30 protein-coding genes and 1 tRNA gene are annotated in these 23,491 nt (G+C 69.6%); 15 read left to right on the top strand and 16 right to left on the bottom strand.

All coding sequences use genetic code 11. From position 1 onward, the window contains the following. Positions 1-79: 79 nt before the first annotated feature. The 6 genes from BM310_RS06205 to dapA are packed head-to-tail and all read right to left on the bottom strand — an operon-like array spanning position 80 to position 5,841. Complete coding sequence (locus BM310_RS06205; RefSeq protein WP_177232543.1) at positions 80-1,180, bottom strand: M20 family metallopeptidase; 1,101 nt, start codon at positions 1,178-1,180, stop codon at positions 80-82. Further along, positions 1,180-2,049 carry a diaminopimelate epimerase gene (gene dapF / locus BM310_RS06200; protein WP_089805636.1) on the bottom strand — a complete coding sequence of 290 codons (870 nt, stop codon included), beginning with the start codon at positions 2,047-2,049 and terminating at the stop codon, positions 1,180-1,182. The genes BM310_RS06205 and dapF overlap by 1 nt, the downstream gene beginning before the upstream one ends. After that, positions 2,046-3,305 (bottom strand): diaminopimelate decarboxylase, encoded by a 1,260-nt coding sequence (gene lysA / locus BM310_RS06195; protein ID WP_089805634.1) that lies wholly within the window; start codon positions 3,303-3,305, stop codon positions 2,046-2,048. The genes dapF and lysA overlap by 4 nt, the downstream gene beginning before the upstream one ends. Continuing rightward, positions 3,302-4,147 (bottom strand): 2,3,4,5-tetrahydropyridine-2,6-dicarboxylate N-succinyltransferase, encoded by an 846-nt coding sequence (locus tag BM310_RS06190; RefSeq protein ID WP_089805632.1) that lies wholly within the window; start codon positions 4,145-4,147, stop codon positions 3,302-3,304. The genes lysA and BM310_RS06190 overlap by 4 nt, the downstream gene beginning before the upstream one ends. Further along, positions 4,144-4,914 (bottom strand): 4-hydroxy-tetrahydrodipicolinate reductase, encoded by a 771-nt coding sequence (gene dapB, locus BM310_RS06185; protein WP_089805630.1) that lies wholly within the window; start codon positions 4,912-4,914, stop codon positions 4,144-4,146. Before dapB ends, BM310_RS06190 begins: the two co-directional genes overlap by 4 nt. Further along, complete coding sequence (dapA, locus tag BM310_RS06180; RefSeq protein WP_089805628.1) at positions 4,915-5,841, bottom strand: 4-hydroxy-tetrahydrodipicolinate synthase; 927 nt, start codon at positions 5,839-5,841, stop codon at positions 4,915-4,917. It abuts the gene before it with no gap. A 291-nt stretch (positions 5,842-6,132) separates the two neighbouring features. Between dapA and BM310_RS06175 the strand changes: the two genes are divergently transcribed. Beyond that, positions 6,133-6,630, top strand: a complete 498-nt coding sequence (locus tag BM310_RS06175; protein ID WP_089805626.1) for a LabA-like NYN domain-containing protein — start codon at positions 6,133-6,135, stop codon at positions 6,628-6,630. Between the two features lie 18 nt (positions 6,631-6,648). Here the strand turns inward: BM310_RS06175 and BM310_RS06170 are convergent, their stop codons facing one another. Continuing rightward, positions 6,649-7,620: a DUF7847 domain-containing protein gene (locus BM310_RS06170; RefSeq protein WP_089805624.1), complete on the bottom strand. Its 972-nt coding sequence runs from the start codon at positions 7,618-7,620 to the stop codon at positions 6,649-6,651. Between the two features lie 69 nt (positions 7,621-7,689). Continuing rightward, entirely contained in the window at positions 7,690-7,869 is a 180-nt protein-coding gene (locus tag BM310_RS06165; RefSeq protein ID WP_089805622.1) for a hypothetical protein, read from the bottom strand. A 148-nt stretch (positions 7,870-8,017) separates the two neighbouring features. Here BM310_RS06165 and BM310_RS06160 point away from each other — a divergent pair, with 148 nt between their 5' ends. Then, positions 8,018-8,515, top strand: coding sequence for a PUA domain-containing protein (locus tag BM310_RS06160; RefSeq protein ID WP_089805621.1), 498 nt, complete (start codon positions 8,018-8,020; stop codon positions 8,513-8,515). 45 nt (positions 8,516-8,560) lie between these two features. Here the strand turns inward: BM310_RS06160 and BM310_RS06155 are convergent, their stop codons facing one another. The 5 genes from BM310_RS06155 to BM310_RS06135 all read right to left on the bottom strand — a co-directional run bounded on the left by BM310_RS06155 (position 8,561) and on the right by BM310_RS06135 (position 12,063). After that, positions 8,561-9,595, bottom strand: a complete 1,035-nt coding sequence (locus BM310_RS06155) for a presenilin family intramembrane aspartyl protease PSH (RefSeq protein ID WP_089805619.1) — start codon at positions 9,593-9,595, stop codon at positions 8,561-8,563. Positions 9,596-9,634: 39 nt separating this feature from the next. Then, positions 9,635-9,856, bottom strand: coding sequence for an H/ACA ribonucleoprotein complex subunit GAR1 (locus BM310_RS06150; protein ID WP_089805617.1), 222 nt, complete (start codon positions 9,854-9,856; stop codon positions 9,635-9,637). A gap of 5 nt (positions 9,857-9,861) precedes the next feature. Further along, a complete protein-coding gene (srp19, locus tag BM310_RS06145; RefSeq protein ID WP_089805616.1) occupies positions 9,862-10,143 on the bottom strand; it encodes a signal recognition particle subunit SRP19 in 282 nt (93 codons plus the stop codon). A gap of 89 nt (positions 10,144-10,232) precedes the next feature. Continuing rightward, complete coding sequence (locus BM310_RS06140; RefSeq protein ID WP_089805614.1) at positions 10,233-10,832, bottom strand: NADPH-dependent F420 reductase; 600 nt, start codon at positions 10,830-10,832, stop codon at positions 10,233-10,235. Positions 10,833-10,917: 85 nt separating this feature from the next. Further along, on the bottom strand, positions 10,918-12,063 hold the full coding sequence (locus tag BM310_RS06135) for a PGF-CTERM-anchored ABC transporter substrate-binding protein (protein WP_089805612.1): 1,146 nt from the start codon (positions 12,061-12,063) through the stop codon (positions 10,918-10,920). Positions 12,064-12,129: 66 nt separating this feature from the next. Here BM310_RS06135 and btuC point away from each other — a divergent pair, with 66 nt between their 5' ends. From btuC to BM310_RS06120, 3 genes are all read left to right on the top strand, one after another. Then, positions 12,130-13,149, top strand: a complete 1,020-nt coding sequence (btuC, locus tag BM310_RS06130; RefSeq protein WP_089805610.1) for a vitamin B12 ABC transporter permease BtuC — start codon at positions 12,130-12,132, stop codon at positions 13,147-13,149. Further along, positions 13,146-14,522: an ATP-binding cassette domain-containing protein gene (locus BM310_RS06125; protein ID WP_177232542.1), complete on the top strand. Its 1,377-nt coding sequence runs from the start codon at positions 13,146-13,148 to the stop codon at positions 14,520-14,522. Before btuC ends, BM310_RS06125 begins: the two co-directional genes overlap by 4 nt. A gap of 150 nt (positions 14,523-14,672) precedes the next feature. Beyond that, positions 14,673-15,758: a transcription initiation factor IIB gene (locus BM310_RS06120; protein ID WP_089805608.1), complete on the top strand. Its 1,086-nt coding sequence runs from the start codon at positions 14,673-14,675 to the stop codon at positions 15,756-15,758. Positions 15,759-15,794: 36 nt separating this feature from the next. Here BM310_RS06120 and BM310_RS06115 read toward each other — a convergent pair whose 3' ends face one another. Next, positions 15,795-15,974 carry a hypothetical protein gene (locus BM310_RS06115; protein WP_089805606.1) on the bottom strand — a complete coding sequence of 60 codons (180 nt, stop codon included), beginning with the start codon at positions 15,972-15,974 and terminating at the stop codon, positions 15,795-15,797. Positions 15,975-16,097: 123 nt separating this feature from the next. Here BM310_RS06115 and BM310_RS06110 point away from each other — a divergent pair, with 123 nt between their 5' ends. Continuing rightward, positions 16,098-16,727, top strand: coding sequence for a molybdenum cofactor guanylyltransferase (locus tag BM310_RS06110; protein ID WP_089805604.1), 630 nt, complete (start codon positions 16,098-16,100; stop codon positions 16,725-16,727). Here BM310_RS06110 and yqeC read toward each other — a convergent pair. Further along, complete coding sequence (gene yqeC, locus BM310_RS06105) at positions 16,719-17,480, bottom strand: selenium cofactor biosynthesis protein YqeC (protein ID WP_089805602.1); 762 nt, start codon at positions 17,478-17,480, stop codon at positions 16,719-16,721. The genes BM310_RS06110 and yqeC overlap by 9 nt on opposite strands. 212 nt (positions 17,481-17,692) lie before the next feature. Here yqeC and BM310_RS06100 point away from each other — a divergent pair, with 212 nt between their 5' ends. The 9 genes from BM310_RS06100 to BM310_RS06060 all read left to right on the top strand — a co-directional run bounded on the left by BM310_RS06100 (position 17,693) and on the right by BM310_RS06060 (position 22,964). Next, a complete protein-coding gene (locus tag BM310_RS06100; RefSeq protein ID WP_143105116.1) occupies positions 17,693-18,196 on the top strand; it encodes an HTH domain-containing protein in 504 nt (167 codons plus the stop codon). Positions 18,197-18,315: 119 nt separating this feature from the next. Then, positions 18,316-19,344, top strand: a complete 1,029-nt coding sequence (locus BM310_RS06095; protein ID WP_089805598.1) for a class I SAM-dependent methyltransferase — start codon at positions 18,316-18,318, stop codon at positions 19,342-19,344. Between the two features lie 58 nt (positions 19,345-19,402). Then, a tRNA-Thr gene (locus tag BM310_RS06090) sits at positions 19,403-19,475 on the top strand. A 134-nt stretch (positions 19,476-19,609) separates the two neighbouring features. Further along, complete coding sequence (locus tag BM310_RS06085) at positions 19,610-20,185, top strand: hypothetical protein (RefSeq protein WP_089805596.1); 576 nt, start codon at positions 19,610-19,612, stop codon at positions 20,183-20,185. Then, the gene (locus tag BM310_RS06080) at positions 20,182-21,105 is read left to right on the top strand and encodes a hypothetical protein (RefSeq protein WP_089805594.1); all 924 of its coding nucleotides are present in this window, start codon (positions 20,182-20,184) and stop codon (positions 21,103-21,105) included. Before BM310_RS06085 ends, BM310_RS06080 begins: the two co-directional genes overlap by 4 nt. A 335-nt stretch (positions 21,106-21,440) precedes the next feature. Beyond that, positions 21,441-21,839 (top strand): hypothetical protein, encoded by a 399-nt coding sequence (locus tag BM310_RS06075; protein WP_089805592.1) that lies wholly within the window; start codon positions 21,441-21,443, stop codon positions 21,837-21,839. Beyond that, entirely contained in the window at positions 21,839-22,018 is a 180-nt protein-coding gene (locus tag BM310_RS06070; RefSeq protein ID WP_089805590.1) for a hypothetical protein, read from the top strand. The genes BM310_RS06075 and BM310_RS06070 overlap by 1 nt, the downstream gene beginning before the upstream one ends. Further along, positions 22,015-22,263 (top strand): ATP-binding protein, encoded by a 249-nt coding sequence (locus BM310_RS06065; protein ID WP_089805588.1) that lies wholly within the window; start codon positions 22,015-22,017, stop codon positions 22,261-22,263. Before BM310_RS06070 ends, BM310_RS06065 begins: the two co-directional genes overlap by 4 nt. A 125-nt stretch (positions 22,264-22,388) precedes the next feature. After that, positions 22,389-22,964: a hypothetical protein gene (locus BM310_RS06060; RefSeq protein ID WP_089805586.1), complete on the top strand. Its 576-nt coding sequence runs from the start codon at positions 22,389-22,391 to the stop codon at positions 22,962-22,964. On the opposite strand, the gene BM310_RS20875 is transcribed toward BM310_RS06060, so the two are convergent. Next, positions 22,956-23,150 carry a hypothetical protein gene (locus BM310_RS20875; RefSeq protein WP_143105115.1) on the bottom strand — a complete coding sequence of 65 codons (195 nt, stop codon included), beginning with the start codon at positions 23,148-23,150 and terminating at the stop codon, positions 22,956-22,958. The genes BM310_RS06060 and BM310_RS20875 overlap by 9 nt on opposite strands. Positions 23,151-23,491: the final 341 nt, after the last annotated feature.

Genomic DNA, 23,491 nt, shown 5'->3' with positions numbered 1-23,491 from the left:
ACTCGACTCGACTCCGCGGACGTGTATGGCAGTTACGCTTCCGCGGGACGGCGACGCGGCCGTCGAACGGACGAGGCGCTCAGTTCGCTCCGACGAGTTCGCCGACGGCGTCGGTGAGGGCGTCCGCGGCGCGGCGCACGTCGGCGACTCGGACGTACTCGCGGTCGGCGTGCGCCACCGCGCCCGTCTCGTCCGCGAGGACGCCGGGGCCGAAGACGACGACGGGGGCGGGCGCGAAGTACGACGCCTCCGTCGCCGCGGTGAACGGCCGGACGACCCCGGACCCGCCCGCGCGGTCGGACGCCGCGGCCAGAGTGCGGACGAGTTCGTGGTCCTCGTCGGTGGCGAACGCTTCGAGGAACGGCGTCGGTCGCTCGGTGAGGTCGAACGCGACGCCCACGTCGTCCGGGACGGCGTCGCGGACGGCAGTCTCCAGCGAGTCTCGGAACGCCGCGGCCGTCTCGGGCGGGACGCTCCGCCGGTCGAGGACGAGTTCGCACGTCGCGGGCACCTGGTTCGTCGCGGCGCCGCCCTCGACGGTCGTCGGCGTGAGCGTCGCCGCGCCCAACTGCGGGTGGGCGGCGCGCCCGTCGTCGAACGCGCGAATCGCCGCGAGGGCCCGTTCGAGGGCGAACACCGCGTTGACGCCCGACTGCGGTTCGGCGGCGTGCGAGGCGACGCCCGACAGCGTGAGCGTGCCCTGAAACCGACCCTTGGCGGCGGTGCAGACGTCGAGACCGGTCGGTTCGCCGACGACGTACATGTCGGCGTCGAGGTCGAGTGCCGCCGCGCCGGTCGAGAGCACCTCCTCGTCGGGCGTGACCGCGAGCGTCACCCGCGCGTCGTCGGCGGGTTCGACGGCGAAGAACGCCGCGAGGATGGCGGCGAGGGGACCTTTCGCGTCGCAGGACCCGCGGCCGCGAATCACGTCGTCGCCGGCGTCGGTCGTTCGCTCGAACGGGACGTGCGGCGAGACGGTGTCGATGTGCGTGTTGAAGACGAGATGCGTCTCGGGGTCGGCGGCACCCCTCGCGGCGACGACGTTGCCCGCGTCGTCCACCGCGGGGTCCGCGCCGTGCGACGCCAGCGTCTCCACGAGGAGCGTCCGCATCTCCGAGACGCCGTCGTTCGAGGCGACGGGGACGGCCCGTTCGAGGAAGGCGACCGGGTCGAACCCCATCAGGGAGAGCGGACGTCCACGTCGAGTTCGGTCTCGAACTCGCGTTCGGTCGGCCCGGAGAGGGTGGCCGGACCGTCGTCGGGGACCGTGATTTCGAGGTCGCCGCCGGGCGGCGAGACGGTCACGGCGGCGTCGCCGTCGAGGAGTCCGACGCGCTTGCCGGCGGCGACGACGGCGACGGCGCCGGTGCCGCAGGACTGCGTCTCGCCCTCGACGCCGCGTTCGAACGTGCGCTGACTGAACGACCCGTCGTCGTTCGGAGAGGCGACGGTGACGTTGGCGCCCTCGGGGAACACGTCGGCGTGACGGACGGCGGGCGCGACGGCGTCGAGGTCGACGTCGTCCACGTCGTCGACGAACGCGACGGCGTGCGGGACGCCCGTGTTCACGGCGGTGACGGTCAGTCCTTCGACGTCCTCCTCGACGAGTTCGGACTCCCGGGCGAGGGGGACGTCGCGCGGGCGGAACGACGGGTCGCCCATCTCGATGGTGACCCGGTCGCCCTCGACGATGGCGTGGCGCGTGCCGGCGGGCGTGTCTATCATCAGTTCCGACGACCCGGTCCGCCCGGCGGCCCACGAGGCGGCGCACCGCGCGCCGTTGCCGCACATCGCGGCGACGGAGCCGTCGGGTTGGACGAGAGTCATCACGACGCGGGGCGGCGAGTAGCGACGTTCGAGTGCGAGAAAGAGGACGCCGTCCGCGCCGCGCCGTTCGGCCTCCGCGCCGCCGATGCCCGAGTCTCGGTTGCAGTGCGTCGACGCGAACGCGGGTCGGTCGGGGACCGACTCCTCCGCGTCCACGACGATGAAGTCGTTTCCGGTTCCGTGATACTTTGCGACAGGGATTCGTTCGTGAAGTACGCTCATTCTTCTAACTCCGTGAGGTCAGCCAGGGTCTCTCGTCGCCGCACGACGCGGGCGTCGCCGCCCGAGAGTGCGACTTCGGCCGGTCGAGGCCGCGAGTTGTAGGTGCTTGCCATCTCGTATCCGTAGGCACCCGCGTTCCCGACGGCGAGGAGATGTCCTCGACGGGGAGCGGCGAGTAACCTGTTCTCACACATCACATCCGAGGACTCACAGATAGGGCCCGCGACGGTGGCAGATATCGCCTGAACGTCCTCGGTCGCCGACAGGTTCCGAATCTCGTGGTAGGCGTCGTACATCGCGGGGCGGAGCAGGGTGGTCATCCCCGCGTCCACGCCGACGACGGTGGCGTCGGGCGCCTCCTTGACGGTGTTGACCCGCGTGAGGAGGACGCCCGCGTCGGCGACGACGTACCGGCCGGGTTCGACCGCGAGGGTGCCGGAGACGTCGCCGAGAGCCTCCCGCGTCGCGTCGGCGACGCTCTCGAGGTCGAGGGGCGGTTCGTCCTCGCGGTAGGGGACGCCGAACCCGCCGCCCACGTCCACGAACTCGAGGGGGCCGACGCGGGACGCCACCTCGCGGGCGAGTTCGCCCATCCGTCGGACCAGTTCGCGGTGGTTCGACAGGTCGTCGCCGGAGATACCGCTCCCGGCGTGGGCGTGCAGGCCGACGAGTTCGAAGTCGTCGGCGACGGACTCGGCCAACTCGGCCACGTCGTCGTACGGGACGCCGAACTTCGCGTTCGCCCCCGTCTGGACCTTCTCGTGGTGGCCCGCGCCGACGCCCGGGTTGGCGCGGATGCAGAGGCGGCCGTCGAACCCGCGTTCGCGCAGGCGGTCGACGGTGTCCGCCGCGCCGACGGTGACGGTGAGTTCCGGATGGTCGCGCCAGCGGTCCACGACGTGGTCGAGGTCACGTCCCGGCGGGTTGACGGCGGTGTACTGGACATCGCTCCCGTCGTACCCGGCGGCGAGGGCGCGTTCGACCTCGCCCGCGGAGGCGCACTCGGCGGCGAGTCCCGCCTCGCGGACGGTTTCGAGGACGGCGCGGCCCGTGTGGGCCTTCAGCGCGTAGCGCACTTCGGCGTCGGGGAACGCCGCGTCGAGACGAGCGCAGTTCTCCCGCACGCGGTCCAAATCGACGACGTAGAGGGGCGTGCCGTGTTCCTCCGCGAGTGCGAGGAGTTCGTCTCCGTCCCACTCGGAGAGCCGTCGAATCCGCGGGTCCGCCTCTCCTCCCCCGCCACCGGCGGGCGTCATCCGCGCAGTGCCTCCTCGCGCCGCGTCTTGTCGAGGGTGTCGTCCTCGATGTCGAGGGCGACGACGGCGGGCTTGTACGCGCCGCCCGCGAAGATGTCGTGGTCGCCGAGCGATGACTCCACGTAGCGGGTGAACGCTCTGCGGTTCGACGGCAGGTGACCGTACAGCACCTCCTCCTCGACGAGGTCGTAGACGGGGATGCGCGGCGACAGGAGCGTGTTCTCGCCGACGACGGTATTCTCGCCGACGTGGAAGCCCGAGGTGACCCGACAGCCCGCACCGAGCGAGACGCCGTCTTCGATTATCACGGGCGCGTCCTCGACGGGTTCGAGGACGCCGCCGACGAGGGTGTTCGCGCCCAGCTTGACGTTCTCGCCGAGTTGCGCGCAGGAGCCGACGGTGTCGCAGGAGTCCACGAGGGTCCCGTCGCCGACGTGCGCGCCGACGTTGACGAAGGAGGGCGACATCATGATGCAGTCCGACCCGAGGTACGCCCCCCGGCGGATGGTGGTGCCGTCCGGCGTGTTTCGCGTCCCTCGCTGGCCCAAGTCGGCCGTGCCGCGGAGGGGGAGCACGTCGTAGTACGTCACGCCGCCGTAGTCGCGGGCGATGGTCTCGCGCAGCCCGAAGTTCAGCAGGATGCCTCGCTTGACCCACTCGTTGACCACCCAGCCGTCCGGGCCGGAGTCGCCGACCTGTTCGGCCGCCCGCACGTCGCCCTGTTCGAGGGAGACGAGGAAGGCGTCGAGCGTCGCCAGCGTCTCCGAGCCGGCCGTCTCCGCGTCTATCTCGTCGTCTTCGTAGCGCTGCCACAGGTCGTCTATCTCGGATTGGATGCTCATGCGTCGAGTACCTCGTCGAAGTCGTACCGCCCGGCGTCGCGGTCGGCGAGCCAGACGGCAGCGTCGAGGGCGCCGGCGGCGAAGACGCCGCGGGACCCCGCACGGTGCGTCAGGGAGAGCAGTTGGTGGTCGTCGGCGAGCAGCACCTCGTGTTCGCCGGTCACGCCGCCCGCGCGGCGGGCGTGGACGCCTATCTCGCCCTCGGTTCGGGGCTGGTCGCCCTCGCGGCCGTAGACGCGGTCGGACGCGCCGCGGACGTCGTCTACCTCGTCGAGCAGGGTGGTCGCCGTCCCCGACGGCGCGTCGCGCTTGCCGTTGTGGTGCGTCTCGGTGACCTCAACGTCGTAGTCGGGGAGGGCGGCGACGGCCTCTCGGACGGCGCGACGAAGCGCCGCGACGCCCCGCGAGAAGTTCGTCGCGTGCAGGAGCGGGACGGACTCTGCCGCCTCGTCCAGCGCCGCGCGCCCGTCCGCGTCGAAGCCGGTGGTGCCGACGACGACGCCGACGCCCGCCTCGGCGCAGGCGGCGGCGTAGTCTGTGCTCGACTCGGGGCCGGTGAAGTCCACCAACACGTCGGGGTTCGTCTCGGCGAGGTGGGTGGACAGGTCGGCGGCGTCGCGGACGTCGACCCCCGACACCGATTCGACCGGGCTCCGGTTCACCGCGAGGACCACCGACACGTCGTCGCGCCCGGCGGCCACGTCGAGGAGTTCGCGGCCCATCCGACCGGCCGCGCCCGTGACCGCGACGCGGACGGGGTCACCCATCTACGCGCCCTCCGCCGGTTCGAGTCCCAGCGACTCCTCGCGCGTCGCGTCGAGTTCGTCGAGGGCGGCTTCGAGCGCCTGGCGGTTCTCCGCCGTCAGGTCGGTCAGCGGCGGGCGGAGCGCCCCCGAGGAGTGACCGCGAATCTCCATGGCCGCCTTCACCGGGATGGGGTTCGTCTCGGCGAACAGCAGGCGGTTGAGCGGGCCGAGTTCGTGGTGCAGGTCGCGGGCGCGGTCCATCTCGCCGCCGAGGGCGGCGTCCGCCAGCGCGACCATGCGCTCGGGTTCGACGTTGCCGGTGACGGAGATGACCCCGTCGCCGCCGACAGAGATGACGGGCAGCGTGAGGGCGTCGTCGCCGGACAGCACCGAGAACTCCTCCTCGCGGGTGCGCTCGACGACTTCGGATATCTGGCCGATGTCGCCGCTGGCGGCCTTGTAGCCCGCGATGTTGTCGTGGGAGGCGAGCGCCTCGACCGTCGCCGGTTCGATGTTGCTCCCCGTGCGCGAGGGGACGTTGTAGACGATCTGCGGAACGTCCACCTCGTCGGCGACGGTTCGGTAGTGTTCGACGATTCCCTCCTGTTCGGGCTTGTTGTAGTACGGCGAGATGAGGAGGAGTCCGTCCGCGCCGACGGCCGCGGAGCGTCTGGAGAGTTCGAGGGCCTCGCGGGTCGAGTTCGACCCCGAACCCGCGATGACGGGCACGTCGTCGACGGCGTCCACCACCGTCTCGACAACCGCGACGTGTTCGTCGTGGGTGAGGGTGGCGCTCTCGCCGGTGGAGCCGACGGGAACGAGGCCGGCGACGCCGGCGCCTTCGAGGCGTCGGGCGTCGTCTGCGAGCGTTTCGTGGTCGATGCTTCCGTCCGGGGCGAACGGCGTCGTCATCGCCGGGTAAACCCCTGTCAAGTCGAAGTTCGTCATTTGTGTTGCGTATCGCGTGGTCGGTCAGTCGCCTGCGCGCCGAGTCCGGGAGTCGCCCGGGACGAGGTCGCCACTCCCGCCCAGAGCGTTACGGCGCGCGTTTTTTCGGAAGAAGAGCGCCACGCGTCGCTATCGACCGGCGGCCACCGGACGAGGACGACGTGGTGTGCGTCACACTCGTCTGACTGCGCCACGCGCTCAAATACCTTACGTCGGTCGCAAGAACCGCCGTGCGACCGACCGGCGCGCCAGCCACGTCAATTCATAAGGGATGCTCCCGGGGATTCGAACATGACCGATATCCACCCCGGGCAGCGCGTGGCCATTCTGGCCGACGCACAGAACCTCTACCACTCGGCTCAGAGCCTGTACTCGCGAAACATCGACTACTCGTCGCTGCTGGAGAAGGCCGTCTCCGGTCGGGACCTGACGCGCGCCATCGCGTACGTCGTCCGCGCGGACTCGCCCGACGAAGAGAGCTTCTTCGACGCCCTCGTCGACATCGGCTTCGAGACGAAGATACGGGACATCAAGACGTTCGGCGACGGGTCGAAGAAGGCCGACTGGGACGTCGGGATGAGTCTCGACGCGGTGACGCTGGCGAACCACGTCGACACCATCGTGCTCTGCACGGGCGACGGCGACTTCTCGCGCCTCTGCTCGCACCTCCGGCACGAGGGCGTCCGCGTCGAGGTCATCGCGTTCCAGGAGTCCACCGCCGACGAACTGGTGGCGGCGGCGGACAACTTCCTCGACATGTCCGAGCGACAGGAGACGTTCCTGCTCTGAGCGCCCCTGCGGGCCGGGTCAGAACCGGTCGTCGCCCGACGCGCCGTCGTCCCGGTCGGTCGGACCGTCGCCGAAGCCCGTCGTCTCGTCACCGGTCGACGCGCTGTCGTCGAAGCCGCCCGTCTCGTCGTCGAACGCGTCGTCGTCGAAGTCTGCGTCCGCCGGCGACGGCGCGTGGTCCCGGTAGAACGCCGTCGCGTACGTCTGTCGGAACGCGAACAGGAGCATCGTCACGGCCAGCGAGATGGCCGAGAGGAGCAGTACCTCCTGCGTGGAGAACTGGAACGACTGGAACGCCTGCGGCGTCGCGCCGGGGGCCATCCCCTGTCCCTGCGCCGGCAGGTCTTGGAGTTGGTCGAGGTTCTGGAACACGCGGAAGTAGATGGGACCGGAGACGGGGAGCGTCGCCACCGTGCTGACGACGAAGCCGATTATCGAGTAGCCGAGCGTGCTGAGGAGGTTCTGACGCACGAGGCGGATGCTCACGCGGAAACTGTCGATGGCGTCCGCGTCGCCGAGCGAGACGGCGACGGGGAAGAACTGGATGAAGAAGAAGACGACGACGAAGGCGAGGAGCACCACTCCGCCGACGATGGCGGCGACGACGGGACTGCCGAGGGCGACGAAGGCGACGAGGCCACCGACGACGCCGACGATGCCCGCCGCGATGCCGAGGCCGACGAGGATGGCGAGTTCGACGAACTTGGCGACCAGGAGCGGGACGTACCGGTCGCGGCCGACGCGAGTGAGCGTCTCGAGCGACGTCTCGCCGTCGAGCGACTCGGACGCCATCCCGATGATGCCCGCGATGAGAAAGGGCGTCACGAAGAACGTGACCGCCTGCAACACCGTGGGGGCGAGCGGAACGCCGGCCAACTGCAACGCCGACTGCGGGAGCGTCACGAGACCGTACGCGAGACCGACGAGGAACAGGACGGGGTTCCGGCCGAGCGATCCGACCGCGGTGCGGAGCGACTGGAGAGCTGACATGTCCCCCGATTGGACCAACTGCCTGTTAAAAACACACGGTAGGCGGCGGCCGTCGCCGGCGCGCCTCGGTCAGGCCGCCCGTCCGTCGGCCGACCCGAGGAGGCGGACGAGGGCGAGGGCACCGGCGGCGACGGCGGTGGCGGCGAGGAGGACGGAGACGCGGCCGTCCACGCCCGTCGTGAGAAACAGCACGCTGCTGGCGAGGAGGAGGGAGGTTCCGACCGCAGTCTGCCGCGCGTCGATCGACATACTCGTCTCGGAGAGGCGTCCGTCACTTATGCGTTTCTTCGTGCGACGACCGTGCTAACAGCCCACAACGTCCGCGCGGAGCGGATGGCGTCGCGCGCCGGCCGTCCCAGACCGCGACTGACTTCACGTCGCCGGGGGTAGACGGGGTATGAGCGACGACACCGACGAGACGACGGGCGGGGGCGACGCGACGCTCGCGGACCTCCGAACCGTCGCCGACTACCAGTTCGGCGCGGGCGCGGGCGCGGCACTGTTCCCCGACGACGACCTGACCGTCCGGCGGTCGACGAGCGGTCGACCGAGACAGGTGCTGGCCGACGAGGGGCGCATCGTCTCCTACGGCACCGACGGCCGGTTCACGCTCGGCGTCGAGGGCGGCGTCCGACTGGTCGAGTCGCTCTCCGCGCCGTCGAACCGCGTCACCGTCGGCGAGGAGAGCGAACCGTTCGTCCGCGACGGCAAGAACGCCTTCGCGAAGTTCGTCCGAGCGGTCGACCCCGCGGTTCGACCGGGCGACGAGGTGGCCGTCGTCACCCCCGAGGACGACGTCGTCGGCGTCGGGCGAGCGGAACTGTCCGCCGACGCGATGGCGGACTTCGAGACGGGGATGGCCGTGTTCGTCCGCAACGGCGCGGGCGAGCGGTAACTCGTTTTCGCGGGCCGTCCCCGCCGGTTCGCCGGCGGCCGCCGATTACAGTCCGAGTGCGGTCAGCACCGGCACGCCCGAGAGCGTCGCGCCGATGAGGTAGCCGCCGATGGTGCCGCCGTTCAGGAGGGGGAGGCCGGCGTGCGCGCGGCCCTTCAGCACGAGGGCGAGCAGGGCGAACAGGCCGGCGAACGTCCCCAGCATCGCGGTCAACGCGGGGAGCGTCAGCGCCGGCAGTCCGGGGACGCCCAGCGACGGGGCGAGCGTCTTCGGGAGGAAGAACGCGGCGCTGGCGACCATCACGGTGGGCATCACGGCGTCACCCAGTCCGATGAAGAAGGCGTCGCGGACGCCGTCCTCGTCCGGGGCGGCGTCGCCGTCGGCGGCGGCCGCGGGTTCGTCGTCGCCGCCCGTCCCGGCCGCGGATTCGACGGAATCACCGGCGGGGGTCGCGGCCGCGGCGTCCGCGTCGTCCTCGTGGACGTCGTTCGCGTCCGCGAAGTCGTCGTCGAGCAGCGAGTACGACAGCGTGGTCGGGATGACGAGGACGACGGGGATGTTGAGGTCCATCACGCCCTCGGCGAGGTCGAGCATGTGTTCGGTGCCGTAGACGCTGATGGCGTCGTAGACGGCGAGGACTGTCAGGAGGACCACGGCCGGGAGGAGACCGAAACTGATGCCGAACAGGGCCGCCGCGCCGGCGCCCATCAGCACGCCCGCGGTGTCGATGACGTACCACTCGGGGTACGCGACCAGTGCGCCGGCGACGACGAGGGCCGCGCCGACGGCGACGAGACCGGGGAGGAACACCGAGAAGACGTACCACGAGAGCATCCCGCTGGTGACGACGACGAGGGCGCGGACGGCCCAGTCGAAGTCGTACTTGAACGCCGCGAGCATGACGGCGGTGGCGACGAGGATGGCGCCGATGTAGACGAGGCTGTTCGTCGGGTCGGTGGGGTCCTCGACGGTCTGGTAGCCCGCGTCGTAGAACGTGGGGACGAGCGCCAGCGCGCCCAACTGGACGAGGAGGAAGACGAGCGTAGCGAGGCCGATGCCGAAGGCGACGCGTGTTCGCATGGGCGGACGTTCTGGTGGGGAGGCTATGGGGGTTGTGTTTCAGCGCGCGTAGAGCTTCTCGCCGACCAGCGACGCGGGGTTACCAGAGGTGGTGATGGCCACGTACGGTCGGGAGACGGGGCCGAACACGTCCACGACGCGGCCGACCGACGAGAGCGACTCGTCGACCACTTCGCGTCCGATGTCCGGGTGTTCAGCACCCTCACAGCGGGCGATGGCGAGGTTCTGTGCGGTCCGCGAGACGGTCCCCACTCGCTGCATCGCCATCAGTCCCGGAGGATGCCGACGTAGGCGGCGACGGCCTGGACGAGGTCGTTCTTCGTCGAGTCGTCGGCTCCCTTGACGACGACGCGGCCGCGCGCGTCCCACTCCTGCGGGTGTCTCACGTCGCGTTCGATGACGGCGTCGTAGCCGATCTGCTGGACCGCTTCGGCTATCTCGTCCACGGTCGGTTCCTCGACGGCGTCTCCGAGCGGCACGCGTCGGCCCGCCGACCGCGACGTCGACGCGTCGAGATAGCGGGGCCAGATGACGTTCTCCACAGCCATAGTCGAACGACCGCGACGCGCCCGTAATACGGTTGTGGTCCGCGCTCGTCGTCGGAGCGACGCCGAGAGCGACGCGCGTCGCTTCGTCCTCAGGTCCGTCCGTCGCCCTCCCGGAGGAAGCGGACGGCCACGTCGCGGCCGTACTCCCGACTGAGGTGGATCCAGAACCGCGCGAGGTGTTCCAGATGGACCGCCGCCGTCAGGTCCCCCGCCGCCACCGGGTCGAAGCCGAGGTCTGCCGCCAGCGTCTCGGCCGCCGCGACGGCGTCGGCGTCGTCGCCCGCGACGAACATGGTCGCCGGGTCGCCGGCCACCACCGGGTCCGTCATGCGGTTCGCCCCGATGGTGTTGAACGCCTTCACGACGCGCGCCTCGGGCGCGGCGTCGGCGACGCGTTCGGCGAGGGAGCCGTCTCCCCGAGCGGTCGGGTACTCGTTCGCCGCGTCGAGGACCGTTTTTCCGGCGAGTGCGTCTCGGAGTTCGCACGCGACGTCGACGACCGCGCCGGCCGGTAGTGCGAGGACGACGACGCCCCGTTCGGCCGCCGCACGCTGCGAGACGACCGTGACGCCCTCGATTCGGTTCGACTCGGGGTCGCGCGACCCGACGACGACGTCGTGACCGGCCGCCGCGAGTCCGGTCGCGAGTGCGGTCCCGACGCTCCCGGTGCCGAGGATTCCAACGTCCATGTCTCCCGATTCGGCCGCCGCGACAAGACGGTACGGACCCGTCGACAGACGAGAGTGTCGCGTCTCGGTGCGGCCGTTCCCGCGTTCAGCGACGCGTCGCCAGCAGGGCCGTCGCGAGGAGGGAGACGAACGTGAGGAGCACGCCGAATCCGGGCGTACTCGTCCCCGTGGCCGTCTGCGACGCCGCGGGCGTGTCGTCGACGGCCACCGTCGTCGTCGCCTGCGCCGTCGTCTCGGGCGCGTCGCCCGTCGTGGTGGCCATCTCCGTCTCGGCCGCCGTCGCCGTCGCGTTCGACTGGGTCTGCATCGCCCGGTACTCCTCGAACGCCTCGGGGTGGACCGCCTGCATGATGGTCTCGGCGGCGTCGACCGACCGCGGCGCGGGTTGCTGGAGGTAGTTCTCGTTCACCGCGACGACGTTACCCTCCTGTACGGCGGTGGTGCTGTTCCACGCCGCCGTGCTCGGGACGGACGCGCCGGAGGGGACGACGACGTACTCGGGGTTCATCTCGACCACCGTCTCGGTGTTCACCTGCGCGAAGCCCGTGATGTTGGCCTCCGCGGCCCCGTTCCGCAGGCCGCCCGTGGTCATCACGTCGCCGATGAACGTGTTCGCGCCGGAGGTGTAGCCGTAGAAGTAGTTGAGACCGACGGGCTTCTCCTCGTCCGCGAGGACCTCGCGCATCTGGTCGACGGACGTGCGAATCTCTGCCGCCGACTCGCGCCCCGCCTCGCAGTTGCCGGTGAGGCGGCCGATCTGTTCGGTCTTGTCCGCGACGAACGACAGGGACGTGCCCGCGCCGAAGACGAACACGGGGACGCCCTGCGCGCGAATCTGCTCGACGCGGTCCCGGGCGAACCCGTAGGTGGAGTTCGGGACGAGGACGAGGTCCGGGTTCGCGGCCAGCACGCGTTCGACGCTCGGACCGCCGCCGCCCGAGACGTTCGCCTTCTCGTCCGCGCCGTCGAGGTAGGCGGCGTACTGCGAGACGCCGACCACCTCGTCCGACGCCCCTAGCTCCCACATCGTCTGGGCCGCGCTCGGACTCAGCGTGACGACGCGTTCGGGGTCCGAGTCCACCGTCACCTCGGTTCCGGTCGCGTCCGTCGCGGAGTAGGGAAACGTACACGAGTCTGCCTGTGCCGACGCCGCTCCGACCGTCGTCGCGCCCGCCAGGGGGGCGGCGACGACCAGGAGAAGCGTCACGAGCGTGAGTGTGCTGCGTCGCATGTGGCCCAACCGTGCGACTATTGCAACAAGTATTTACCTAATCCAAGTTGGATTGGATAACGAACCATGAGCGTCAGAACGCGGGTCGTCGCGTGGTCGGGCGGCCTGAGCGTCCTCCTCGTCGCCGTCGTCCTCGGGAGCGCCGGCGTCGGCGCCGTCTCCATCCCGCCCGCGACGGTGACGCGGGCCGTCGTCGCGGAACTCCTGCCCGCGGTGGTCCCCGCGGTGTCGGAGGCGCACCGCGTCATCGTCGTCAACGTGCGTCTGCCGCGGATTCTGCTCGCCGCCCTCGTCGGGTTCGCCCTCGCCACCGCGGGCGTCGTGATGCAGGGGTTCTTCCGCAACCCGATGGCGGACCCCTCCATCATCGGCATCTCCTCGGGCGCGGCCGTCGGCGCCGTCGCAACCATCGTCTTTCCGCTCGCCCTCCCGTTCGGACTCGAACTGCAGGGGGCGGCGTTCGTCTCCTCGGTGCTCACCGGCTTCGGCGTCTACCTGCTGGCCACGCGCGATGGGCACACGCCGACGGCGACGCTCCTCCTCGCGGGCGTCGCCGTCCAGACGTTCCTCGGCGCGGTCATCTCCTTCATGATGCTCCAGAGCGGGTGGAGCCTCCGCCGCGTCGTCTACTGGCTGATGGGGCACCTGAGCGGGACGACGTGGGGGGAGGTGGGCGTCGTCGCGGCCATCCTCCCGCCGCTGTTTCTCGTCCTCCTCGGCTACGCGAACGACATGAACGTGCTGTTGCTCGGCGAGGCGGACGCCCACAGCCTCGGCATCGAGGTGGAGCGCACGAAGCGCGTCCTCCTCGCGGTGTCGAGCGTCGTCACCGCGGCGGCCGTCGCCGTCTCGGGCGTCATCGGCTTCGTCGGACTCGTCGTCCCCCACGCGATGCGCCTCCTCGTCGGCCCGGACCACCGCGTCCTCCTGCCGACGAGTGCGCTGGCGGGGGCCTCCTTCCTCGTCGCCACGGACACGCTCGCGCGGTCCGGCGCGACGGAGATACCCGTCGGCATCGTCACCGCGGCCATCGGCGCCCCCTTCTTCCTCTACCTCCTCCGCACGCGGGAGGTGCATCGGCTGTGACCGAGCGACCGAGCGGGGCGAACGGCGTCACCGGGGACGCCGGAGACGACGGCGTCGACGGCGACACCGCCGGCCGTGCCGCCGAGCCGACGATTCGCGTCTCGGACCTCGACGTCGAACTCGGCGGCGCGTCGATTCTCTCCGGCGTGAACCTGTCCGTCGACGAGGGGTCGTTCGTCGGGCTCATCGGCCCGAACGGCGCGGGGAAGACGACGCTGCTCCGCGCGATGAACGGCGCGCTCTCGCCTTCGCGCGGCGTCGTCGTCGTCGCGGGCGAACGCGTCGGGTCGCTCTCCTCGAAGGAGACGAGTCGCCTCGTCGCCACCGTCCCGCAGGACACGACGCTGACGTTCGACTTCGACGTGCGCCAGACGGTGCGGATGGGTCGGACGCCCCACCGCTCGCGGCTGGGTGGCTGGCGCGAGGGCGACGACGCGGCGGTCGAACGCGCCCTCGAACGGACGCAGACGGCCGCGTTGGCCGACCGGTCGGTGGGTGACCTGTCCGGCGGCGAACGACAGCGCGTACTCATCGCGCGGGCCCTCGCGCAAGAGACGCCCGTCCTCCTGCTGGACGAACCGACGGCCAGCCTCGACATCAACCACCAGGTGCGGACGCTCGAACTCGTCCGCGAGTCCGTCTCGGCCGGGAAGACGGCCGTCGCGGCCATCCACGACCTGAACCTCGCCGCGCACTACTGCGACGAACTCGTCCTGCTGTCGGGCGGGGGCGTCGTCGCCACGGGGCCGCCCGCGTCCGTCCTCACCGAGGCGAACCTGGAGGGGGCGTTCGGCGCGAACGCCGTCGTCGCGCGCCACCCGGTCACCGGGTCCGTGTACGTCACCGCGCTCCCGGACCGCCCCACCGACGCCGACGAGGCGCGAGGGCGCGTCCACGTCGTGGGCGGCGGGGGCACCGCGGCCCGACACCTCTATCTCCTCTCGGCCGCCGGCTACGAGGTCAGCGTCGGCGCGTTGAACGAGGGCGACACCGACACCGAGACGGCCCGGAGCCTCGGGATAGACGCGGTGACGGTGGATCCCTTCTCCGCCGTCGGCGAGGACGCGAGCGAGCGAGTCGCGGAGCGCGTCGCCGAAGCGGACTGCGTCGTCGTCGCCGACGTGGAGGTGGGCACCGGCAACCTCGCGAACCTCCGCGCCGCCGCGGCCGCCGACCGCGTCGTCCTCGTCGAGGAACGGCCGTTCGCGGAACGGAACTACGCCGGACGCGCCGGCCGGGAGGCGTACGACCGACTCCGCCAACGCGGCGTCGTCGTCTCTTCGGCGGACGTGCTCTCGGCCGTCGCCGGCGACGCGGCAGTCGGGGCGCAGTCGCCGCCCGGCGACCCCCTCGACGGCCTCGCGACCGACTGAGGACGCGGCCGATTCCTCACGAACTGTCGTGACGAACGTGATTAGCGAGAATAATGTCGGCACAACCGCGACACATTTTTGAGCGCGGAGCCGTTACGTGATATCGAGCGAGGGTCGGGACACCCGTTCTCCCCGCCCTGGAACCCAATAATGAGTGACACCGCTACCGAGAACGCGCGTCAGCGCGTCCAGACCGACTCGGAGAACCGTCGGACAGACCGCCGCGAGCAGACGGCGGACGAACGCGAGGCGGCGGCAGGCGAACGCGACGAGACGGCGGACGAACGCGCGGAGGCGACCGAGGAGACGCTTCGCTGTCCCGAGTGCGGGTCGACGAACCTCGCCACGGACGACGGCCGGGGCGAGACGGTGTGCGAGGACTGCGGCCTCGTCGTCGACGAGGACGAGATAGACCGCGGACCGGAGTGGCGCGCGTTCAACGCCACCGAGAAGGACGAGAAGTCCCGCGTCGGCGCGCCGACGACGAACATGATGCACGACAAGGGGCTGTCGACGAACATCGGCTGGCAGGACAAGGACGCCTACGGCAACTCCCTGTCGTCGAACCAGCGTCAGAAGATGCAGCGACTGCGCACGTGGAACGAGCGGTTCCGCACGCGCGACTCCAAAGAACGCAACCTGAAGCAGGCGCTCGGTGAGATAGACCGGATGGCGTCGGCGCTCGGACTCCCCGACAACGTCCGCGAGACGTCGAGCGTCATCTACCGGCGCGCACTGGAGGACGACCTGCTCCCCGGCCGCTCCATCGAGGGCATCGCCACCGCGTCGCTACACGCCGCCGCGCGCATGGCGCAGGTCCCCCGGTCGCTCGACGAGGTGGCGCGCGTCTCCCGCGTCGACGAGGACGAGTTCGAGCGCGCGTATCGCTACATCGTCCGGGAACTCAGCCTCGAGATCAAGCCCGCCGACCCGACGGAGTACCTCCCGCGGTTCTCCTCCGACATCGACGTTCCGAAGGAGACCGAACGCACCGCTCGGGAACTGATAGAGAACGCGAAGGAGGCGAACGTCCACTCCGGCAAGTCGCCCGTCGGCCTCGCGGCGGCCGCTCTCTACGCCGCCGCGCAACTGACGAACGAGGACGTGACCCAACACGAGGTCAGCGAGGTGACCGACATCTCCGAAGTGACCATCCGCAACCGCTATCAGGAACTGCTCGAAGTGTGGGACGCGACGCCGTTCGTCGGCAGCGCCGAGTCGGAAGCGGGAGCGTAGCGACGGTCCGGGGCGGAGCGGCCCTCCGCGTCCGACTCAGAGTATCGCCGGGTCCGGTTCCGTCGTCGCCTCTTCGTCCAACAGCGAGTGCAGGTGTTCGTACGGGACGAACGCCAGGAACGTCTCCTCCTCGTCGTACAGTTCGACGCCGTGGTCGGTCATCGTGTACCCCTCACAGCGGATGTCGCGGTTCGCGAGGACGGCACGGTAGGCCATACCTCCGGTACGGTCGCCACTTCCAAGAGTGGTCGCTCCGACCGGCGTCGAGTCCCGAGCGCCGCCGCGTCCCCCACCGACTCTGCCTCCGGATTTTTCTGTGCGTGCCGAGAGTGACGAGGTATGAGCGAGGCATCGACGCGCGAGGGAGTGATTCTCGGCGGCGGCTACTCCACGCGCTTCGGGGACGGCGACAAGGCGCTGGCCGAACTGGCCGGCCGTCCCCTCGTCCGACGCGTCGCCGACAGACTCGCCCGCGTCTGCGACCGACTCGTCGTGAACTGCCGCGACGACCAGCGGGCGGCGTTCCGGACGGCCGTCGAGGGCTGCGACGTCCCCGTCGCCCTCGCCACCGACCCCGTGCCGGACCGCGGACCGATGGCCGGCATCCACACCGGCCTGTCGGCCGTCGAGTCCGAGTACGCCGCCGTCGTCGCCTGCGACATGCCGTTCGTCGACCCCGCGTTCGTCTCGTACCTGTTCGACCGGGCGGCGGGTCACGACGCCGCCGTCCCGCGCCCCGACGGCGAGTGGTACCAGCCGACACAAGCGGTCTACCGGACCGCGGCGATGGTCGCGGCGTGCGAACGCGCGCTCGACCGCGGGGACCGGAAGGTCCTCGCGGCGGTGGACGAACTGGCGTCGTGCGTGACCGTGACCGAAGCGGAGGTCAGGGACCGCGCCGCGCCTGCTACGTTCGAGAACGTCAACACGCGAGCGGAGTTGCGGGCCGCGGAGCGAGCGTTAGAGTGACGACGCGGTCTGGTCGCGTTCGACCACGTCGACGACGGCCGCCTCGGCGTTCAGCCGAGTGACGAGGACGCGCGAGACGGCCGGCGCCCGGTCGAGGACGCCCGCCGCCACCTCCCGGCCGACCGATTCGAGTGCGGGCGTGTCGGCCATGTTCACGACGGGCACGACCGACGCGCCGTCGGGGACGCCCCGCAGGCCGCCCGTCGCGTCGGCGAGCACCGCGGCGACGTGGGCGGGGCGGACCGTCTCGCCCGGCGCGCAGTCGGTGAGTTCGGCGACCCGTTCCGGCCGGTGGACCGCCTCCGCCGAGAGCGGTTCGCCGACGACCCGGGCCGACACCACCGGCGCGACCACCGTCGCGGCGTCGGGTATCTGCGGTTCGCCCTCGCCGGGGGCCTTGAACAGGCGATTTCTCGCGCCGTCGGCTTTCACCAGAAGCGGCGTCTCGCCCGCCGCGGCGAGTTCGTCGACGACGCTCGGGTCGTACCCGCGGTAGCGGTCCGCCCGTTCCCGTTCGGGGACCAGACCGAGCGGTCGTTCGGCGACGGCCGTCGCGGCCGACGCGGGGTCGTCGGTGACGGCGACGCGTTCGACGTGGTCGTCGAAGATGGGGATGCGGACCGTCGCCGTGAGTACCGCGTCGGACAGTTCGGTCGCGAGGCGGTACAGCGCGGTCTTCTTGCCGCCGGCGCCGACGACGGCGAGGACGGAGTCGTCGCCGATTCCGAGGGCGTCGGGGAGCGACGGCGTCATCGCTCCCGCCCCGTCGTCCGTGCGTCTGCGGTCGTCGGTCGAACGCGCGTGGGTGACACAGGGGCCGTGACGGGCGGCCGGGGCTTGAACGCCGCGGTGACTCGCAGGCCGGCCGCCTCCCGGTCGATGCGGGCCCCGTTCCCACGCCGCGGGAACCGGTCACGCGGTTCATGCGCGCCGAGCGCGTGGGTTCGAACGAGGAGGTGTCAGAGATGAAACATTCGAAGGAGGTGACGACTCGAACGCCGGCGACGGCGGTGCCCGCCAACGGCCGCACTATCGAGGTGTGGACGAGACACACCCCGGACGAAGCGCACCGCGAGCATCCCTGCGTCGGCCGGATTCGCCGTCTCGAACGCGACGGCTACGCCGACAGGGTCGTGGTCCGCGAGTGGGACCGCACGGTGTTCCTCGGCGAACCGGTCGAACCGCGGAAGCGACTCGCACGACGGCGCGTGGCCGACTTCCGCGAGTGGGCGCGGGTGACGAGCGCGAGGCTTCCGGAGTTCGACCGCGAGGCGACGGTCGGGACGGGACGGATGGGGCCGGAACACGAGGCGCAGTATCTGCCGCCCATCGTCGTCGCCGTCTACGAGGACGGCGTCCTGACGAACGTGGTCCCGCACGTCCGCGGCGGCCACACCGTCGCCGTGAGCGAGTGGTTGGGTCGGGTAGAGGAGGGCCGCCGCGCGTCCGAACCGGTCGTCGTCTGCTGACGGCCCCCCGTGCGCCCTCCGACGCCCCCTCGTCGCCGCGGCCCGGTCGTCCGTCGCCAATCGCCAGTCGCCGGCCGCCGAAGCGTCACGCTTACTCCGCCGCACCGTCAGCATCGCGCATGAACGTTCCGTGCGTCCGCGTCTCGACCGACGAGGGGGAGGCGACGCGGCGCGCCCTCGCGGACCGGGACCTGGTGGACCAGTCCTTCCAGATCACCGCCCGCGAGGGGTCGCTCTACATCCCCGTGACGGACGCGACTGCGGCCGAAGACGCGTACGACGTGGTCGAGTTCGACGCGCCGCCCCGCGAGACGCAGACGATGCCCGAAGACGTCCTCGGCTTCGAACCGACGTACGAACGCCTCGGCGACGTGGTGATTCTGGACGAGGACGACCCCGAACGCGCCAGGCGTATCGCCGACGCCATCGCCGCCTCGGACCTCCGCGCGCGGACCGTCGTCAACCGCGCCTCGAAGGTGAAGGGTGAACTCCGGGTCCGCGACTGGGACGTCCTCGTGGACGCCGCCGCGGAGGACGACTCGCCGAGCGACCGTTCGGCGCACTCGACCGCGACGGAGACGGTCCACCGCGAGTACGGTTGCGAGTTCCTCCTCGACATCGCCGAGGTCTACTTCTCTCCCCGACTGGCGACCGAACGCCACCGCGTGGTCGAACAGGTCCACGAGGGCGAACGCGTCTTCGACATGTTCGCCGGCGTCGGGCCGTTCGTCGTCCCGATGGCCAAGCGCGGCGCGGAGGCGGTCGGATGCGACCTCAACCCCGTCGCCGTCGACTACCTCCGGGAGAACGCGCGGCGCAACGGCGTCGCAGAGCGCGTGACCGCGATTCAGGGCGACGTGCGCGAGGTGGTCGACGACTACGAGGGCTGGGCCGAGCGTCTGGTGATGAACCTCCCCCACAGCGCCGACGACTTCCTCGACACCGCGGTCCGACTCGCAGGCGACGAGTGCGTCCTCCACTACTACGACATCCAGCACGAGGACGACCCGTTCGGCCCCGGTATCGAAGCGATCCGGGAGGCGGCAGAACCGCAGTACGACGTCCGGGTGGACACCGAGCGGATCGTCCGGTCGTACGCGCCGCACGAGCACAACGTGTGTGTTGACGTGACGCTCACTGCGCGCTGATTCGGAAGCCTTTTCTTTGTCATCGGAATACGATAGGATGCGTTCGAAAGCCCACCGCGCCGGTGTAGCTCAGCTGGCAGAGCGATTCCTTCGTAAGGAATAGGCCGAGGGTTCAAATCCCTCCACCGGCTTCAACTAAAACCCTGACAATCCCACGGTTCAACCCCCGTGGACGCCAGGGAAACGCCCCTTCTCGGTCGAATGAACCACATTCCGCGATAGAGAAGTCTGTACATTCTGCAGCGGAAACCGGGTGGTGTGCGGCATGAGCCAGACCGCCGGCGCCGAACTCGTCTGGGAGCAGAAACTCGACGAGGCCTCGGCGAAGCTGGCCGACGACACCACCGCCGCGGCCCTCGCCGATGAGTACGGCGGCGAGCCAGACTACGTCGACGACCTCTGTAGCGAGGCGGTCATGGTCGCATTCGACGAGCACGCCGACCGGATCACGATGGACCACTTCGCGACCGCCGCCGACCGCCTCGACGCCGAACCCTCAAACGACGATACCACCGAGTCGAAGCGGACACCGCCACACGCCCAGACCGAATCGGCGGGTCAGGTCGTCGCGACGACCACCGACCTCGAAGAGGGGACGGCCGCCGACATCGACCTGCCCGCCGAGACGGCAACCGACACCAACGCCGCGCAACGCATCGACGCCCTCGAAAGCGAGGTCGACGAACTCCGGGCGCTCGTCGAGGCGCTCCACAAGCAGGTCAAGGCCCAGAACCGCGCGCTCACCGGCCAGGACCGTATCGACAGCGTCGACGCCGACGCCGAGGAGTTCGTTCCGCTACTCAACCGACTGGACGCCGTCACGGGGGGTGACGGGACGTGAGCACCCCGGACCTGGAGCGGCAGGCGACCGACACCCACACGCTGCAGCGAGTGCTCGACCGCGTTCGCGACCTCGAGGACGGACTCGACCGCCAGCGATCGAAAACCGAGCGCCTCGAACAACGTGTCGCGGACCTGGAGGCCGAGAACGAGCGCCTCCAGGACGAACTCGATGCCGAGCGCGACGCCCGTGAGTGCGCGGAGAACGCCGCCCACGCCGCCGTCGCTCATGTCCGACGCATCCACGAACGTCCCACCGTCGAGTTCCGCGGGAACGGCGGGAACCCCGCGAACCTCTGGATCGGCAATCACCCGATCGGCCTGATGCTCGACAACAGCCGCGACGAGAGCGAAGCGCTCTACCAGTTCCTGTTCGGCGAACAGCCCTCCCCCACGGTCGTCGAGTCCGTCGAAGAGCGCGCAGACAGCACTGACCCGCTCGTCGACCGCGTTCAGTCCGAGCAGATCGACGCCATTCGCGAGAAACAGATCACGAACCACCAGTCGGTGAAGCGCGACGTCGCCCGCATCCGGCGGCAGATGAACCACGTCGCCGAAGAGACCGGTGTCGACCTGCTGGATTCGGTCCCCGGCGATGATAAAATCGCGAAGGTCGTGAAGGACGGCGTCGCGACCGTCGTCGACGATGTCTCGGCGACAAAGGAACGTGCCGAACTACTGCTACACAATCTCGCCGACTGGGGACAGCTCAAGAACGACGCGAACGGCGCTCGCGTCCTCCTGCACGCCGGTGAGGTCCGGCGCCGTCTGGAGACCGCGCGGAACGAATCCCTGCAGACCACGCAGGTGAAGCGCGTGTTCAACCAGGTCGACACCTGGGCCGCTGACTCCACCCGCTACTCGCAGGTGAAGAAGAAAGACGGCGTCTATCGGCTCTCGCTCGGGGTGAACGCGGAATGACCTCGGCTCACACCGGCCTTACAGGTGTTGTAAGGCGGGCCGTGGGGGTGGGGTGTCAGCCGCCGCCGTCTCACGCTCTCTCGACAGTAATCTTCCGCGGCATCCCACCGCCTAACTAAACCTCGCTTGGAGACGTACCAAGCTGAGCTTGTACAAGCTCGCTTCGCTACTGTAAGGTACGTCGTTCTTCGGCGTCGTCTTCGGCGTTAGAAGAACAGAGGCGTGGAATACCCTACTTACAACACCTGTAAGGTGGGTGGTAGCGGGGCGGGGGATGACGAGGGGCGTGGTCGGGCGTCCCGAGACGAGGTGCGGTTCCCGACACCACGGTTCAGATGAACGAGACCGAGAACGAGAACACAGACGAGGACGGAATCGATACGAAGCGGGCGTACGACCGCGTGGTCGGGACGGTCGAGAAGAACACGGTACACAACCAACCGACGTTCATCGCCGAAGACCGCCTCGCGATGCTCCTCAGCTTCGGCGGTGGAGACACGGACTATCACGCCTCGAAACCGAACGAACGCTCAGCGTTCCAGACAGCGCTGACGCGAGGAATGGAAAAGCGTGACCTGATTCGCGTGAGAAAGAACGGCGAGAAGTGGTACGCGTACGTGGGCGACGTCGAGTACGTCCAGACGATCGTCGACACGATTGTAGAGTGGGACCCTGTGCCGAAGGACGTCGTCGCCTACTGTTACGAACAGCTGCAGCGATTGGAGGATCACTGATGGCGATCGAGTACCGCCAGAACCAGCGGAACGGTCGGACGGTCGTGATGACCGCGTGTCCGTTCTGTGAGAAACCGTTCGGCGAGAACCAGCGTCACGATACGCACTTTCAGTACGACTGCGAGAAAGCACCGCGCGAGATTGACTACAGCTACCTTCCAGGAGGGAAGCCGGCATGACACTCCAACCACTCCCACCGACTGTCCAGGACGAGGGCCCGACGACACGCTTCGTCTACCACATCCTCCGCACGGCCGACGAACCACTGTCCAGACGAGAGATCGCCAACGCGACCGGTACGCCCGATCGATCAGTCCGCAACGCCATCCAGAACCTCATCGACGCCGGCGAGGCAGAACGCGTCGCGAACCCAACGGCGACGCGGACGCCACTGTACCGACTCTCACCAGCCGGCAAGGAGTAACCAGCGAAGTTGAGTTTTTGTAGTTCGAACCAGTAGCACAGGGTAACTCCGATCGCACGGGCGGCCCGACCCACGGCGGGGATGATGGGCAACCCGAACTGACAGCATCGGCTTTCTCGTCGCTCATGAAGGGAGACTTAGCATTCGATCCAGCGTCAGGAGCACCGCTGAGCGAAGCCTCGTCGTGGCACCCCGACCACGGCGTCCGCGTTCGCACGCCGGTCGAACATCCACTGGCCGCCGGCGACTGGGCCACCCGCGAGGGGGCACTGACGAACGGCGAACTCCGCTCCGAAGCGAGCGCGCTCCAGACGTACTACAAGCGCGTCTACTCGAAAGCCGGCGCCGACCCGAAGTCGGTCGGCCGGGCGCACATCGCGATCAAGAAGATCAAGGCGGCCGACGACCGGGCGTTCGACGCGTCGGTCTGGCTGACGCTGGCCGAGCGCCTCGCCACCAAGGGCTTCGACGTCCAGTGGATGCGGGAGTTCTGCTCGCCGAAGTGCCCGGTCTGCGCGCGCGAATCCCGATACGCCTCGACGAGCGACGTCAAGTTCCCGAGCGACCGCTACCAGGAGGCGGTCTGTGCCTCCGCACCCAGCGAACACGGCTGCGTGAACGAGGAAATTCACGACCGCGTCGCCGAACTGTACGAACGCGCGTTCGACGAGCCGTTCCCGGACGACCCGGCCTTAGTCTGAGCCATGTCGACACAGCAGCGCCGCGTCTGCTTTCACTTCGGCGACGACGTTCTCGAGGGCGACGTCGTCGACGAGATCCCGACGCCGGACATCGCAGACATCGACCGGACGACACTCCGCGTCGACGTCGGCGGGGAAACGTATCGCGTCCTCGATCGCGATACGATCGACGTCTGACTGTGACACGATACGGGTCCCGATGACTGATGAGTTGCGAGAGCGAGGAGCGAGGGACCTGTACCGGACTCTGAGCGGGCGGTCAGCACACTACCGTCGGCGACGGAACTGACGCGAGTTCGCTTGCTTGTCCGTGAGTGGATGGGACCGCTCACGCGCTCCTGCAGACCCTCGTACTCGTTCGTCCTTCACTATCGTCTGGTTCGACCATATCCAGTAGTCAATCCCAAATCCGCCCGCCTTGCGCGCCTGGCTTGGGCGTCGGACGCCGCTGTAAGCGTCGAGACAATCGACGACGCGGCCACCCCGACGTGAGGGTGTTCGATTCCCCTCCCGCGCGTACCCGAATC

The organism is Halogeometricum rufum (assembly GCF_900112175.1).
Lineage (GTDB): Archaea > Halobacteriota > Halobacteria > Halobacteriales > Haloferacaceae > Halogeometricum > Halogeometricum rufum.
Note: the sequence above shows the minus strand (reverse complement) of the source record. Positions and strands in the feature narration are given on the sequence as shown.

Coding starts and splice junctions, on each gene's coding strand:
- BM310_RS06205 (WP_177232543.1), bottom strand. CDS start 1,180: ATGGGGTTCGACCCGGTCGCCTTCCTCGAACGGGCCGTCCCCGTCGCC.
- dapF (WP_089805636.1), bottom strand. CDS start 2,049: ATGAGCGTACTTCACGAACGAATCCCTGTCGCAAAGTATCACGGAACC.
- lysA (WP_089805634.1), bottom strand. CDS start 3,305: ATGACGCCCGCCGGTGGCGGGGGAGGAGAGGCGGACCCGCGGATTCGA.
- BM310_RS06190 (WP_089805632.1), bottom strand. CDS start 4,147: ATGAGCATCCAATCCGAGATAGACGACCTGTGGCAGCGCTACGAAGAC.
- dapB (WP_089805630.1), bottom strand. CDS start 4,914: ATGGGTGACCCCGTCCGCGTCGCGGTCACGGGCGCGGCCGGTCGGATG.
- dapA (WP_089805628.1), bottom strand. CDS start 5,841: ATGACGAACTTCGACTTGACAGGGGTTTACCCGGCGATGACGACGCCG.
- BM310_RS06175 (WP_089805626.1), top strand. CDS start 6,133: ATGACCGATATCCACCCCGGGCAGCGCGTGGCCATTCTGGCCGACGCA.
- BM310_RS06170 (WP_089805624.1), bottom strand. CDS start 7,620: ATGTCAGCTCTCCAGTCGCTCCGCACCGCGGTCGGATCGCTCGGCCGG.
- BM310_RS06165 (WP_089805622.1), bottom strand. CDS start 7,869: ATGTCGATCGACGCGCGGCAGACTGCGGTCGGAACCTCCCTCCTCCTC.
- BM310_RS06160 (WP_089805621.1), top strand. CDS start 8,018: ATGAGCGACGACACCGACGAGACGACGGGCGGGGGCGACGCGACGCTC.
- BM310_RS06155 (WP_089805619.1), bottom strand. CDS start 9,595: ATGCGAACACGCGTCGCCTTCGGCATCGGCCTCGCTACGCTCGTCTTC.
- BM310_RS06150 (WP_089805617.1), bottom strand. CDS start 9,856: ATGCAGCGAGTGGGGACCGTCTCGCGGACCGCACAGAACCTCGCCATC.
- srp19 (WP_089805616.1), bottom strand. CDS start 10,143: ATGGCTGTGGAGAACGTCATCTGGCCCCGCTATCTCGACGCGTCGACG.
- BM310_RS06140 (WP_089805614.1), bottom strand. CDS start 10,832: ATGGACGTTGGAATCCTCGGCACCGGGAGCGTCGGGACCGCACTCGCG.
- BM310_RS06135 (WP_089805612.1), bottom strand. CDS start 12,063: ATGCGACGCAGCACACTCACGCTCGTGACGCTTCTCCTGGTCGTCGCC.
- btuC (WP_089805610.1), top strand. CDS start 12,130: ATGAGCGTCAGAACGCGGGTCGTCGCGTGGTCGGGCGGCCTGAGCGTC.
- BM310_RS06120 (WP_089805608.1), top strand. CDS start 14,673: ATGAGTGACACCGCTACCGAGAACGCGCGTCAGCGCGTCCAGACCGAC.
- BM310_RS06115 (WP_089805606.1), bottom strand. CDS start 15,974: ATGGCCTACCGTGCCGTCCTCGCGAACCGCGACATCCGCTGTGAGGGG.
- BM310_RS06110 (WP_089805604.1), top strand. CDS start 16,098: ATGAGCGAGGCATCGACGCGCGAGGGAGTGATTCTCGGCGGCGGCTAC.
- yqeC (WP_089805602.1), bottom strand. CDS start 17,480: ATGACGCCGTCGCTCCCCGACGCCCTCGGAATCGGCGACGACTCCGTC.
- BM310_RS06100 (WP_143105116.1), top strand. CDS start 17,693: ATGAAACATTCGAAGGAGGTGACGACTCGAACGCCGGCGACGGCGGTG.
- BM310_RS06095 (WP_089805598.1), top strand. CDS start 18,316: ATGAACGTTCCGTGCGTCCGCGTCTCGACCGACGAGGGGGAGGCGACG.
- BM310_RS06085 (WP_089805596.1), top strand. CDS start 19,610: ATGAGCCAGACCGCCGGCGCCGAACTCGTCTGGGAGCAGAAACTCGAC.
- BM310_RS06075 (WP_089805592.1), top strand. CDS start 21,441: ATGAACGAGACCGAGAACGAGAACACAGACGAGGACGGAATCGATACG.
- BM310_RS06070 (WP_089805590.1), top strand. CDS start 21,839: ATGGCGATCGAGTACCGCCAGAACCAGCGGAACGGTCGGACGGTCGTG.
- BM310_RS06065 (WP_089805588.1), top strand. CDS start 22,015: ATGACACTCCAACCACTCCCACCGACTGTCCAGGACGAGGGCCCGACG.
- BM310_RS06060 (WP_089805586.1), top strand. CDS start 22,389: ATGAAGGGAGACTTAGCATTCGATCCAGCGTCAGGAGCACCGCTGAGC.